This window comes from Burkholderia sp. E168m22, assembly GCF_001319805.1.
Lineage (GTDB): Bacteria > Pseudomonadota > Gammaproteobacteria > Burkholderiales > Burkholderiaceae > Burkholderia > Burkholderia orbicola.
The window spans coordinates 45,090-58,183 of sequence record NZ_BBSK01000123.1 but is presented as its reverse complement, the minus strand read 5'-3'; the positions used below and the strand labels follow the sequence as shown (position 1 = coordinate 58,183).

The following is a 13,094-nucleotide window of genomic DNA, read 5'->3' as shown; positions in this document are numbered from 1 at the left end:
CTCGAAAAGGAGGAAAGCGATGAGCGCCGTAGAAGCACCCGCGGGCCGCCCGGCCGCGCCCCCTGCAAAGAAGACGATGCTGCGCCGCCTGCTCAGTCATCACGAAATCGCGACGCTGCTCGTGCTGCTGCATGCACCGATCGGCGCGAACGCCAAACCCGAATTGCCCGCGCTGCAGGAAGCCGGCCTCGTCGAAATGGTCAAGCTCGACCCCGATACGGCCCCGAGCTTCCGGCTGACCGAAGACGGCACGGCCGTCCTGAAAGGGCTCGGCTACCGCTGAGCCGCTGCTTTCACCCGTTTCACCCTTTCCAGTTTCCCCGCCTTACCCGATCCCTGCGACGCGCCGGCCACGCCGGCGAGTCGCGTCACCCTGCCCGCTCCTGCAGCATCAACCGGTATTCCGTCGGCGTCACGCCGACCGTCGCCTTGAACTGGCGCGTGAACGCGCTGTGATCCGTGTAGCCGCATAGCGCGGCGACGTCGGTCACCTTGTCGTGCGTGACGAGCAGCGCGGTGGCCGCGTCGAGCCGCGTCTTCAGCAGCACCTGGCGCGGCGTCAGGTGGAACACCTTGTGAAAGTAGCGTTCGAGCTGCGCGACCGACATGCCGGCCATCTGCGCGAGCTGCTTCAGGTTCAGCGGCTGCACGTAGTGATCCTGGATGTGCTGGACCACGTCGGCGAGCCGGCTGTACGCCGGGTGCGAGCCCTCGTGCGCCTTCAGGTCGCGCGAGATGCCCGCGAGGCCGACCACCCCGCCCGCGGCGTCGCGCAGCGGCTCCTTGCAGGTCAGGCACCAGCCCGGCTGGCGGCCCGGATACAGGTGCAGCTCGAGCTGATCCATCAACTGCTGGCCGGCGTTGATCGTCGCCATGTCCTGCTCGAAGTAACTGCGGCCGAAGCGGCGCGGAAACACCTCGTCGGCGGTCTTGCCCAGCAGGTCGCGCTTGTCCTTGTAGCCGCAGCGCATCGCCAGCGTGCGATTGACGAGCGCGTAGCGGCCGCTCGCATCCTTCACGAAGAACGCGACGTCCGGCAGCGCATCGAACACCGGTTCGAGCAGGCGAAAATGCGCGAGCATCGCGCCGAAATCGGCGTTGTCGGGCGGGTCGCGCAACGTGTCGGACAGGCTCATGGGCGGTACGGCAAGCAAGGTCGTCATCCCGGCAACCGCGAAGCGAGTGGCAGATGGCGTCGATTATAGGAGCGCCCCTTCGATCGCGTCGCGCCGAGCGCGGGGCGGGCAAGGCGGCAGCCGGTTGCATCGTGCATCCCGTCGGTTACATCGGTGAGCAGCAGAGGTTGTGCACGCAACCGCTTCGCAGTACCTGCGCGGCCGGCGGCCGTTCCGCTTCCGCCATGGCCGGCGCAGCGCATCGACACACCGGCACCACGCACCCGGACTCGCCATCCTAAAAATGCCGGCGCCCCGCGTCTTGGCGGGTTTGCGCATTCGTCATGACGATTTCGGCATATATCAGGGTAATCGACGATATGCCGATATCGTCGCCGGCCACGCATCGAACGCGCAAGACGCGTGCATTTTCGCACCCTAGACTTCGCTTCACGGTCGCGAGACGACCTCCCGCCGCTGCCGCAATCGGCATGCACGGGCCGCCGCATCCGCCATCGCGCACGCCGATTCCGGCACAGCGCGCACGGCCGACGGCGTACTTGCATGGCCAGCACATCGGCCTGCCGATCGAACCGTCTCGCCCGGTTTACCGGCGCCGGCCCGCATGCCGGCGGCGGCCCAACCACGCCATCAAGGGGAAGTGAAAGTGAAGCTGAAGGTATCGCACGTCGCGCTGGCCGCCGCCTGCGCACTGTCGGGCGCGCACGCCGTCGCCGCCGACGTCGTCAAGATCGGTTTCGCCGCACCGCTGACCGGCCCGCAGTCGAATTACGGCACGGACATGCAGAAGGGCGTGCAGCTCGCGATCGCCGATTTCAACGCGACGCATCCGACGATCGGCGGCAAGCCCGTCACGTTCCAGCTCGACTCGCAGGACGACCAGGCCGACCCGCGCACCGGCACGACCGTCGCGCAGCGGCTGATCGACGACAACGTCCGCGGGATCATCGGCCACTTCAACTCGGGCACCAGCATTCCGGCGTCCGACCTGTACGATCGCGCGGGGCTGCCGCAGATCTCGATGGCGACGTCGCCGCAATACACCGCGCGCGGCTACAAGACGACCTACCGGCTGCTGACGAGCGACGCGCAGGCCGGCCGCATCGTCGGCACGTACGCGGTCAAGACGCTGCGCTTCAAGCGCATCGCGATCATCGACGACCGCACCGCCTACGGCCAGGGCATCGCCGACGAATTCGCGAAGGCCGTGGAAGCGGCCGGCGGCACGATCGTCAAGCGCGACTTCACGAACGACAAGGCGCTCGATTTCTCGGCGATCCTGACCAACCTGAAGGGCGTGAATCCAGACGCGGTCTTCTACGGCGGCGGTGACGCGCAATCGTCGCCGATGATCCGCAAGATGCGCCAGCTCGGGATGAAGTCGGCGTTCGTGACGGGCGAAATGTCGCGCTCGCCGACGTTCCTGAAGGTCGGCGGCGACGCGGCCGAAGGCGCGATCGTCTACATGGGCGGGCTGCCGAAGGAAAAGATGCCGGGCTTCTCCGGCTACGCGGCACGCTACAAGGCGCGCTTCAACGAAGACGTGATCACGTACTCGCCGTATTCGTACGACGGCACGATCGCGCTGCTCACCGCGATGAAGGACGCGAACTCGACCGACCCGAAGGTGTACACGCCGTATCTCGGCAAGGTGTCGATCAAGGGCGTGTCGGCGCCCAGCATCGCGTACGACCCGAAGGGCGACCTGAAGGACGCACCGGTCACGATCTACAAGGTCGAGCGCGGCGCGTTCAAGCCGGTCGATACGATCGCCGGCAACTGACAACCGATACGCGCGCCTGCCCCGCGCGGCGCGCCAGCGGCTCACCGGCCGCCCGCGCCGCGCGCGCTTTCGGCTGCATGGTCCGAAGCCGTCCCAGGCACGCTCGCGTGCAGGCATTTCGCGCTCCTGTAGAATCCCCCCACCCGCTTTGACGCTTCGTCTCCGCCGTGCCCCATCCCGGTGCGGCGGCGCGTGTTGCGTGCCTCACCCGGCACGCAGCGCGCTTCGACGACGCAAGCCGCGCCTTGTCAGTCCATGCCGAAAAGCGGGCCCTGGAGACGCAGCACCAACAACTACATTCGAAAACCGATCGTCCTGACCATGCAAGCTTCCGAATTGAGCGGCGTGCCTCGCGCCGCCGAACGCGCGCTCACGCGCAGCGACTACAAGACCCTTGGCCTTGCCGCACTCGGCGGCGCCCTCGAGTTCTACGACTTCATCATCTTCGTGTTCTTCGCGCCGGCGATAGGGCAGCTGTTCTTCCCGCACGACATTCCCGACTGGCTTCGCCAGTTGCAGACGTTCGGCATCTTCGCGGCCGGCTATCTCGCGCGCCCGCTCGGCGGCGTGATCATGGCCCACTTCGGCGACCTGTTCGGCCGCAAGCGGATGTTCACGCTGAGCGTGCTGATGATGTCGGTGCCGACGCTGCTGATGGGCCTCCTGCCGACCTACGACACGATCGGCATCCTCGCGCCGGTGTTGCTGCTGCTGTTCCGCGTGCTGCAGGGCGCGGCGGTCGGCGGCGAAGTGCCGGGAGCATGGGTGTTCGTGTCCGAGCACGTGCCGTCGCGCCATATCGGCTACGCATGCGGCACGCTGACCGCGGGCCTCACGGCCGGCATCCTGCTCGGCTCGCTCGTCGCGGCCGGCATCAACAGCCGCTACTCGGCGGCCGAAGTCGGCGCATTCGCATGGCGCATTCCGTTCCTGCTCGGCGGCGTGCTCGGGCTGTTCTCCGTGTACCTGCGCCGCTGGCTGCATGAAACGCCGGTGTTCGCCGAGATGAAGGCGAAGAAGGCGCTCGCGGCCGAGATTCCGCTGAAGGCGGTGCTGCGCGACCATGGCCGCGCGGTAATCGTGTCGATGCTGCTCACGTGGATGCTGTCGGCCGCGATCGTCGTCGTGATCCTGATGACGCCCGCGCTGCTGCAGAAGCAGTTCCACCTGACGCCCGCGACGACGCTGTTCGCGAACAGCATCGCGACGCTGTGCCTGACGGCCGGCTGCATCACTGCCGGCTCGCTCGCGGGCTGGATCGGCGCGAAGCGCGTGCTCGCCATCGGCGGCATCGGGCTGGCCGCATGCTACTACCTGTTGTTCGTGCAGGTCGCGGCCGATGCGTCGACGCTGCCGCTCTACTACGGGATCGCGGGCTTCATGGTCGGCACGATCGGCGCGGTGCCGTTCGTGATGGTGAAGAGCTTCCCGGCCGTCGTGCGCTTCTCGGGCATCTCGTTCTCGTACAACGTCGCGTATGCGATCTTCGGCGGCCTCACGCCGGTGATCGTGTCGCTGATGATGAAGTCGAATCCGCTCGCGCCGGTCGTGTACGTCGCGGCGATCTGCGTGCTCGGCGCGATCGCCGTGCAGTTCTCGAAGGATGCGAAGGATGTGAAGGGCACCCACTGAACGTCGGCGCCCGCTTCATGAACGAAGGGCCGAATCCCGCGGCGTGCGGGATTCGGCCCTTTTGTCTTGCGGCGGCCTCGCGGCGGCTACGCGAATCTGTGGTTCAGCGCAGCACGCCGTACGACGAACTCGGCCGGCGCAGCGCGTCGATGCTCGCGCCGCCGGCGCCGGTGACGAACAGCAGCAGGAACCCGCCGGCGATCGCGACGTTCTTCCAGAAGTGAATCACCATGTCGTGCTGGACGGCGGCGTTCGTCGCGTCCCAGAAATTGTGCCCGACCATCGCGGTCGCGATCGTGTAGACCGCCATCAGCAACGCGAGCGGCCGGACCTTGTAGCCGACGATCAGCAGCAGCCCGCCCAGCCCCTCGATCGCGACGACGATCGGCCCGACGACCTGTTGATAGGGCACGTTCATCCCGTGCAGATACGCGATGAAGTCGCTGTAGCCGAGCAGCTTCATGATGCCGCCCCACAAGAACAACGCCGCCAGCGCCAGGCGTGCGAAAAAAATGACGCCGGAATCGACGGTACGCGTCATGCCTTTCTCCTCGTATGCAATTCGGCCGCCCGCGCCGGGCGCACCCGGCGGTTCGGCGCCGCGCGGCCCCGGAGGGCGCGCGGCAAATGGGCCAGCATAGAGGGTCTTTCCGCGGTGTCCAAGGGCTTGTAGCAAATCTTTACAACGCGGCGATCGCGCCGGCAGCCCGGCGCGATGAAAAACGCGTTTAGCCCGCGTCGCTCAACAGCACGCCTTTCTTGAAGATGAAGCAGCCGTAGCCGCGCGTTTCGCCGGTGACGATCACCGCATACGCCTGCTGCGCACGCTCGTAGAACGCGAAACGTTCGACGCCGGTCAGCGGCACCGCACGCCCTTCCGCGCGGTCGATCTCGGCCTGCACTTCGCGCTGCACGGGCGGCACCGCGGCCGCGTCGCCGACGACTTCCATCCGCCACGCGGGCGTGTCGACGAACGTATCGAGCGGCAGCACCGACAGCACCGCGCGCACCACGCGCGCCGAATCGGCGCCGTCGACCCGCAACGCGCGCCCGACCACCGTGTGCTCCGCGACGGATTCGGCCGGGAAATTCGCATCGCAGATCGCGATTTCGTCACCGTGGCCCATCGCGCGCAGCGTGTGCAGGATGTCGGCGTGCAGCAGCGGGTCGAGATTCTTCAGCATGTCGGTTGTCTCCGGGATCAGGAACGAATCGCATAACGTTACCCGATCCCGGCGGCCGTGGTGCATGCATCGTTCGCGTCACGACGCGGCGGCCGGCATTTCGTCGATGAAACCCGTGACCGACGCGAGGCGGCCCGACGCGTCGACGGTGCCGAAGTCCGAGCCCTTCACGATCGCCGCGCCGTCGGGCGACACGAGCGCCCACGAGAACCGCAGGTGCTGGCCGAACGCGTCGACGTCGGTCGTGCGGCGAAAGCGGTAGGCGGGGAAGCGTTGCTGCACGGCCGCGATCATCGTATCGATGCCGGCGTGACCGTCGCCGGCCATCAGCGGATCGCGATAGGCCGCGTCGCTCGCGTAGGTCGCGTCGATCAGTTCGCGGCGGCGCGCGGCGTCGGGTTCGTTCCACGCGTCGAAGTAGCGGTCGATCAGGTCGGCGTGAACGGACGATGCGGTTTGAGCGGTGTTCATGGCGAGGCTCCTTGTGTCGGTGACGGACGATGTCGCGAACGTTTCGGGTCCGCGTGCCGCTATCGTCGCCGGGCCTGCGCGGGCGGTCGATTACGCGGGAGGTAAGGAAATCGCGCCTCCGCCGCCGGCCGTGCTCAGCCGTCCGCGTAGTCGACCGCCAGGCTCCACGCCGGATCGCCGTGCTTCGCCCAGTACGCGTCGAACAGCCGGCGCGTCATCGGCCCCGGACGGCCGTCGCCGATCGTCGCGTCGTTCAGCCGCGTGACCGGCATGATGCCGCCGGCCGTCGACGTGATGAACACTTCGTCCGCGTCGCGCAACTGTGCATCGTCGATGCGCGCAGCCTGGGCGTCGATGCCCATCGCCGTCGCCAGCTCGAACACCGTCTGCCGCGTGATGCCATGCAGCACGCCGCGCTCGGGCGTCCGCAGCCGGCCGTCGCGCACGACGAACACGTTGAACCCGGGCCCTTCGGCGATGCTGCCGTCCGTGCACTTCAGCAGGACCGACTCCGCGCCCGCGTCATAGCCCTTCAGCAGCCCGGCGACGAGGTCCAGCCAGTGATAGTTCTTGATCTGCGGATCGACCGATTCGGGCGGAATGCGCCGCACGTCGTCGATCACGTGGAGGTGCAGCCCTTCGCGCAACTGCCGCTCGTTCGCGACCGATCCGTACGGCACCGCGAACGCGATGAACTGGTTCACCGCATCGCGCGGGTCGCGGCTGAAGGTCGGCGACACGCCGCGCGTACACAGCATCTCGACGTAGGCGTGGCGCAGCCCCGAGCGGCGCACGCATTCGACGAGGATGTCGCGCAGCGCATCGTCGGTCAACGGCACGTTCAGCCGCAACCGCGCAAGCGAGCGCCTGAATCGCTCGATATGCTTGTCGAGGCGGAAGAAGCGGCCGTTCCAAACATGCACGGTGTCGTACGTGACGTCGGAGTGCAGAAAGCCCCAGTCGAGCACCGATACGCGCGCGTCGGCGATCGGAATGAAGCGGCCGTTCATGTAGGCGGCGCCCTGCGGAAACGCGGGCGCTTCGACGGATGGAATGCCATGATGGGCCGAACGTGTCTCCCGCGGCACGTTCGGCGTGTAGTCGACCTGCGCCGCGAACGACGCACGGTCGGCGTCGAACACGCTGCGATGCACGACCGCGTTCGGCCCCGTCGCGCGATCGAACGACAGCTTGCCGTCGAGGTGATCGATCTCGTGCTGCATCAGCTCCGACACGTCGGGCGACAACGCGTCGCGCTGATGCGGCTCGCCGTCGAGCGTCGTGTAGCGCACGCTCACCGACGCATGGCGCTCGACGCGCACGAACAGGTCCGGAAAACACATGCAGTCGTCCCACAGCGTCATCCGCGCGTCGCTGCGCCACACGATCTCGGGATTCACGATCACGTCGGGCCAGCCGTCCAGCGCGAGCGCGATCATCCGCTGCCCGATGCCGATCTGCGGCGCGGCGACCGCGCGTCCGAAGCCGTGTTCGTCGCGAAACGCGCGCAGCGCGGCGCGCAGTGCGCTTGCCGCTTCGCGTACCGCGGGCGTGCCCACGTCGTCGACCGGCCGAGCGACGTCGCGCAGCGACGCCGTGCCCACGGGAAGAATCCGCGTATTCATTTGACCACCTCCGACAAAGTCACCTTGTTGCCTCCTTTGAACGTCGAAATCGTTGCCGCCGGATTGCGCAGTTCGCCGCGTGCGTCGAATGCGATCCGGCCGGTCACGCCCTGGAAGTCGACGCGATGCAGCGCATCGACAATCTTCGCGGGATCGGTGGACTGCGCGAGCATCACCGCGTGGTAGACGGCCATCATCGCGTCGTACGCATACGGCGCGTAGAGCTGCACGGGCGCGCCGTATTTCTGCGTGAAGCGTGCAGCGAACGCCGGACCGCCCGGCATCTTCGCCAGGCTCCTGCCGCCGTCCGCGCACACGAGATTGCCGTCGAGCGCGTCGCCGGCCAGCTTCAGGATTTCGTGCGTGCACAGGCCGTCACCGCCCAGCAGCGGCGCGGCAATCCGCAACTTCCTCATCTGCTTGAGCATCGGGCCGCCCTGCGTGTCCATGCCGCCGAAGAAGATCGCATCGGGCGCCTTGCCCTTGAGCAACGTCAGCGGTGCGCCGAAGTCGAAGGCCTTGTCCGTCGTGTATTCGCGTGCGACGACGGTCGCGCCCGACGCCCCGAGCCCGCCGACGAACACGTCCGCGATGCCCTGCCCGTACGCCGTGCGATCGTCGACGACGCCGATACGGCGCGCGTGCAGCTGCTCGACCGCATAGCGGGCGACGGCCTGACCGAGGAAGTCGTCATTCGCGAGCAACCGGAACGTGGTGCGATAGCCCAGGCGCGTGAACTCGGGATTGGTCGCCGACGGTGTCAGCTCCGCGATGTTGGCCGTCGCGTAGAGCCGCGCGACGGCGATCGACGTTCCCGAATTCTGGTGACCGATGACGGCGCTGACATGCGTATCGACGAAGCGCTGAGCGACCGTCGTCGCGACCTTCGGGTCGGCCTGGTCATCCTGTGCGTCGAGCGCGAACGTGACCGGATGCCCGGCGACGCTCGGATGGCCGGCATTGATTTCGTCGATCGCGAGCCGGATGCCGCGCGCGCTGTCCTCGCCGAAATGCGCCTGCGCGCCGGTGAGCGCGCCGGCGAAACCTACGACGACCGTGTCCGCGCCGAACGCGGAAACGGCCAGCACGAGCGGCGCAAGCGCCAGCAGCAGATGTCGGGAACGCATGATGATTTCCTCGCAGCTTCGTGGTTGACGGATGCTACGATTATCGGCAGCCGTCGCGAAATCCGATAAACATCGCGCCGCCCGATTCGTGGATTTGTTTCGTTTTTTCCTCCACAAGGAAATCCGATGAATTCCATCGCCGCACCGCTCGACGACTTCGATCTGCGGATCCTCGCGCGTCTCCAGCACGACAACCAGATCACCAACCAGGCACTCGCCGCCGAGATCGGCCTGAGCCCGCCCGCGTGCCTGCGCCGCGTCAAGCGGCTGCGCGACGAGCGCTATATCCAGCAGGATGTCGCCGTCGTCGATCCGAACAAGGTCGGCCTCCCGTTGACGATGCTCGTGCTCGTGCAGGTCGAGCGCGAACGGGTCGACCTGCTCGACGAATTCAAGCGGTTCCTGAAATCGCTGCCGGAAGTCATGCAGTGCTACGTGGTGACGGGCCGCGCCGATTTCGTGCTGATGATCGCGATGCGCGACATCGACCACTACGAGGAATTTTCCACGCGCGTATTCCGCCAGCACCACAACATCCGCCACTTCGAAACGATGGTCGTGATGTCGCGCGTGAAGGTGGGGCTGTCGCTGCCGATCGGCATCGAGTGACGGTTGCCTGTTGCCGGCACGCGCTCCGCAACGAAAACGGGCGCCCGAAGGCGCCCGCATCGTCTTGCCGTCACCACCTTGCGCGTCAGGTCACCGGCGCCGGATTGAACAGCGTCAACGCATTCGCGAGCTTCCATTGCTCGGCCCACGTGCGGCGCTTGCCGCTCGCGACGTCGAGCATCAGCCGGAACAGCGCCCAGCCCGTGTCCTCGATCGTCGCCGCGCCGGTCGCGATCTGCCCGGCGTCGAGATCCATCAGGTCGTGCCAGCGGCGCGCGAGATCGCTGCGCGTCGCGACCTTGATTACCGGCACCTGCGCGAGGCCGTACGGCGTACCGCGGCCGGTCGTGAAAATATGCAGGTTCATCCCCGCCGCGAGCTGCAGCGTGCCGCAGATGAAATCGCTCGCGGGCGTCGCCGCATACAGCAGCCCCTTCTGCCGCGCCCGATCGCCGGGGCGCACGACGCCGGCGATCGGCGCGCTGCCCGACTTCACGATCGACCCCATCGCCTTCTCGACGATGTTCGACAACCCGCCCTTCTTGTTGCCCGGCGTCGTGTTCGCGCTGCGGTCGACGCGGCCGCGCTCGAGGTAGCGGTCGTACCAGTCCATCTCCCGGATGATCTCGCGGGCCACTTCTTCATTCGCCGCGCGCGACGTGAGCTGCGCGACGCCGTCGCGCACTTCGGTCACTTCGGAGAACATGATCGTCGCGCCCGCCCGCACGAGCAGGTCGGCCGCGAAGCCGACGGCCGGGTTCGCGGTGAGCCCCGAGAACGCGTCGCTGCCGCCGCACTGCACGCCGACGACGAGATCCGATGCGGGGCAGGTTTCGCGACGGCGGCGGTTCAGCCGTTCGAGATGCGATTCGGCCATCGTCATGATCGAGTCGATCATCGAGTTGAAGCCGACATGCGCGGCGTCCTGCAGGCAAACGACGCCACCGTTGTCGGTCGCGCCGTCGGCGGTCACCGGAATCGCGCCCGGCGGCAGCAGGCGCTCGGGCTGCAACTTCTCGCAGCCGAGGCTCACGGTCATCACCTCGCCGCCGAAGTTCGGATTCAGGCTGATGTTGCGCAGCGTGCGGATCGGGATGTCGGCGTCGGGCGCATCGATCGCGACGCCGCAGCCGTACGTATGTTCGAGCCCGACCACGTCGTCGACGTTCGGGTAGCGCGGCAGCAGTTCGTCCTTGATCCGCTTCACCGCATGCTCGACGACGCCCGACACGCACTGCACGGTCGTCGTGATCGCGAGAATGTTGCGCGTGCCGACCGAGCCGTCGGCATTGCGGAAACCCTCGAACGTATAGCCTTCGAGCGGCTCGAGCGGCGGCGCGGCGCGCGTGGCGAGCGGCAGGTCGTCGAGGCCCGGCGGCTCGGGCATGCGCATCGTGCGCTCGTTGACCCAGCTGCCGCGCCGCAGGTCGGTGAGCGCATAGCCGATCACCACGTTGTAGCGAATGACCGGGTCGCCGGCCGCGAGGTCGACGAGCGCGACCTTGTGCCCCTGCGGCACGCCTTCGCCCAGCGTCAGCCCGTCGGCGAACGTCGCGCCTGCGGGCAAGCCGCCGTCGTTGACGACGATCGCGACGTTGTCGTCCGGATGCACGCGGATGTAGAGAGGGGAAGCAGTCATCGGAATTCCTGGAAGCTGTCTGCGATATCGTTAGTCATCATACGACATTCAACCTCAGTTGATGATGCTGCGTAAACCCTTATCCGGAAAGACCCTACCCTTGACCCGCCAGCAAACCGCTTGCGCCACTCTTTCTTGCGTTGTACGATGACATACAACGACATCGCCAATTCGGCTCGTATGCCGTTCCCGACGAACCAGCACTCGCGCTAGACGGACGACCCCAACCATGACTTCACCGCAAGAACTCAAACAGATCATCTCCCACGGCCTGCTGTCGTTTCCGCTGACGGATTTCGACGCCGACGGCAGCTTCCGCCCGAGCACCTATGCCGAGCGTCTGGAATGGCTGGCGCCGTATGGCGCGAGCGCGCTGTTCGCGGCCGGCGGCACCGGCGAATTCTTCTCGCTCACGCAGCGCGAGTACTCGGACGTGATCCGCGTCGCGACGGAAACCTGCAAGGGCAAGGTGCCGATCCTCGCCGGCGCGGGCGGCGCGACGCGCGTTGCGATCGAATATGCGCAGGAAGCCGAGCGCCTCGGCGCGAGCGGCGTGCTGCTGATGCCGCACTACCTGACCGAAGCGAGCCAGGAAGGGATCGCCGACCACGTCGAGCAGGTGTGCCGCGCGCTGAAGATCGGCGTCGTGGTGTACAACCGCGCGAATTCGAAGCTGAATGCGGACATGCTGGAGCGCCTTGCCGACCGTTGCCCGAACCTGATCGGTTTCAAGGACGGCGTCGGTGAAATCGAGAGCATGGTGACGATCCGCCGTCGCCTCGGCGATCGCTTCGCGTACCTCGGCGGCCTGCCGACGGCCGAAGTCTATGCAGCCGCGTACAAGGCGCTCGGCGTGCCGGTGTACTCGTCGGCCGTGTTCAACTTCATCCCGAAGACGGCAATGGCATTCTACGAAGCGATCGCGAAGGACGACCACGCAACCGTCGGCCGCCTGATCGACGAGTTCTTCCTGCCGTACCTGAAGATCCGCAATCGCCGCGCGGGCTACGCGGTCAGCATCGTGAAGGCGGGCGCGAAGCTCGTCGGCCACGACGCGGGCCCGGTGCGCGCACCGCTCGTCGACCTGACCGACGAAGAAGCGGCCGAACTCGACGTGCTGATCAAGAAGATGGGCCCGCAGTAAGCGGGTTCGCCGGCGGCGCGAGCCTTCATCGGCACGGCGCGCCGGCTCGCCCATTTCTCCGTATCCGACTCACGCGATGGCCGCGCGGCTCGACGAGCCGGTGCGGCCATCGCATTACATCTGTGCGATCGCGCCGATGATCCGCTGGCGCACACCGGTGAGCGTGCGCTGCGTCTCGTCGATCCCCTTGCGTGCCGCGAGCGGCCGGCCGCGCGCCGGCGACTCGGCGCCCACGATCTGCTCCAGCACGTCGCGGTCGACGACCGCATCGAAGAAGCGCCCGACCGTAAACATCGCGTATTGCTTCGCGGTCGCGAGATGCGTATTGGCCTGCGTGAGCGCGTCGGCGCGCTCCGCGCCGTTCGGCCCGTCGATGCTGCGGCGGTGCTTCAGCGCGAACACCACCGCCTCCATGTCCTGCTTGAAGCGCTCGACGGCCCTGCCGAAAATCACCGAATGCGGATCGGAGCCCGCGACGGGCCGCCCCTGGTTGATCGTCACGTCGAATTCGCTGCCGCCCAGCTCGCGCTGCAGCGCGAACAGCGCATCGGCCAGCACGCGCCCTTCGCTGGTTTCACCGATCTGGGTACGGACCGATTTCGCGACGTCGCCGATCGCTTTCCACAACCCGGCCGCGAACAGGTGGTCGCCACGCTTGCTGATATTCATCGGATGGTTCCTTGTTGGTCTTGTGCGTCTCTCAGGCTCGCCCGGGGACCTGACGGTCCGAGGCTTCGCTACTGT

General features: G+C 67.0%; 13 protein-coding genes. 5 read left to right on the top strand and 8 right to left on the bottom strand.

Going from position 1 to position 13,094, the window contains the following annotated elements; genetic code table 11:
* Positions 1-19: 19 nt before the first annotated feature.
* Positions 20-283, top strand: a complete 264-nt coding sequence (locus tag AP428_RS29055; RefSeq protein ID WP_006489463.1) for a hypothetical protein — start codon at positions 20-22, stop codon at positions 281-283.
* Between the two features lie 85 nt (positions 284-368).
* Here AP428_RS29055 and AP428_RS29050 read toward each other — a convergent pair whose 3' ends face one another.
* Positions 369-1,163, bottom strand: a complete 795-nt coding sequence (locus tag AP428_RS29050) for an AraC family transcriptional regulator (RefSeq protein ID WP_011546892.1) — start codon at positions 1,161-1,163, stop codon at positions 369-371.
* A 577-nt stretch (positions 1,164-1,740) separates the two neighbouring features.
* On the opposite strand from AP428_RS29050, the gene AP428_RS29045 reads away from it, so the two are divergent.
* On the top strand, positions 1,741-2,919 hold the full coding sequence (locus tag AP428_RS29045; protein WP_011546890.1) for a branched-chain amino acid ABC transporter substrate-binding protein: 1,179 nt from the start codon (positions 1,741-1,743) through the stop codon (positions 2,917-2,919).
* A 321-nt stretch (positions 2,920-3,240) separates the two neighbouring features.
* Complete coding sequence (locus AP428_RS29040) at positions 3,241-4,551, top strand: MFS transporter (protein ID WP_041489347.1); 1,311 nt, start codon at positions 3,241-3,243, stop codon at positions 4,549-4,551.
* Between the two features lie 103 nt (positions 4,552-4,654).
* Here AP428_RS29040 and AP428_RS29035 read toward each other — a convergent pair whose 3' ends face one another.
* The 5 genes from AP428_RS29035 to AP428_RS29015 all read right to left on the bottom strand — a co-directional run bounded on the left by AP428_RS29035 (position 4,655) and on the right by AP428_RS29015 (position 9,075).
* Positions 4,655-5,092, bottom strand: a complete 438-nt coding sequence (locus AP428_RS29035; protein WP_011546888.1) for a DoxX family protein — start codon at positions 5,090-5,092, stop codon at positions 4,655-4,657.
* 187 nt (positions 5,093-5,279) lie between these two features.
* On the bottom strand, positions 5,280-5,735 hold the full coding sequence (locus AP428_RS29030) for an RbsD/FucU family protein (RefSeq protein ID WP_041489346.1): 456 nt from the start codon (positions 5,733-5,735) through the stop codon (positions 5,280-5,282).
* A 78-nt stretch (positions 5,736-5,813) separates the two neighbouring features.
* Entirely contained in the window at positions 5,814-6,206 is a 393-nt protein-coding gene (locus AP428_RS29025; protein ID WP_011546886.1) for a nuclear transport factor 2 family protein, read from the bottom strand.
* A 134-nt stretch (positions 6,207-6,340) separates the two neighbouring features.
* Positions 6,341-7,831, bottom strand: coding sequence for an aminotransferase class IV (locus AP428_RS36150; protein WP_011546885.1), 1,491 nt, complete (start codon positions 7,829-7,831; stop codon positions 6,341-6,343).
* Positions 7,828-9,075 carry a branched-chain amino acid ABC transporter substrate-binding protein gene (locus AP428_RS29015; protein ID WP_231691713.1) on the bottom strand — a complete coding sequence of 416 codons (1,248 nt, stop codon included), beginning with the start codon at positions 9,073-9,075 and terminating at the stop codon, positions 7,828-7,830. The genes AP428_RS36150 and AP428_RS29015 overlap by 4 nt, the downstream gene beginning before the upstream one ends.
* 9 nt (positions 9,076-9,084) lie before the next feature.
* Here AP428_RS29015 and AP428_RS29010 point away from each other — a divergent pair, with 9 nt between their 5' ends.
* On the top strand, positions 9,085-9,567 hold the full coding sequence (locus AP428_RS29010) for an Lrp/AsnC family transcriptional regulator (protein ID WP_011546883.1): 483 nt from the start codon (positions 9,085-9,087) through the stop codon (positions 9,565-9,567).
* Positions 9,568-9,652: 85 nt separating this feature from the next.
* On the opposite strand, the gene garD is transcribed toward AP428_RS29010, so the two are convergent.
* Positions 9,653-11,206, bottom strand: coding sequence for a galactarate dehydratase (garD, locus tag AP428_RS29005; RefSeq protein WP_011546882.1), 1,554 nt, complete (start codon positions 11,204-11,206; stop codon positions 9,653-9,655).
* A 229-nt stretch (positions 11,207-11,435) separates the two neighbouring features.
* Here garD and kdgD point away from each other — a divergent pair, with 229 nt between their 5' ends.
* A complete protein-coding gene (gene kdgD / locus AP428_RS29000; protein WP_011546881.1) occupies positions 11,436-12,350 on the top strand; it encodes a 5-dehydro-4-deoxyglucarate dehydratase in 915 nt (304 codons plus the stop codon).
* Between the two features lie 114 nt (positions 12,351-12,464).
* Here kdgD and AP428_RS28995 read toward each other — a convergent pair whose 3' ends face one another.
* Positions 12,465-13,019 carry a hypothetical protein gene (locus tag AP428_RS28995; protein WP_006480480.1) on the bottom strand — a complete coding sequence of 185 codons (555 nt, stop codon included), beginning with the start codon at positions 13,017-13,019 and terminating at the stop codon, positions 12,465-12,467.
* Between the last annotated feature and the right edge of the window lie 75 nt (positions 13,020-13,094).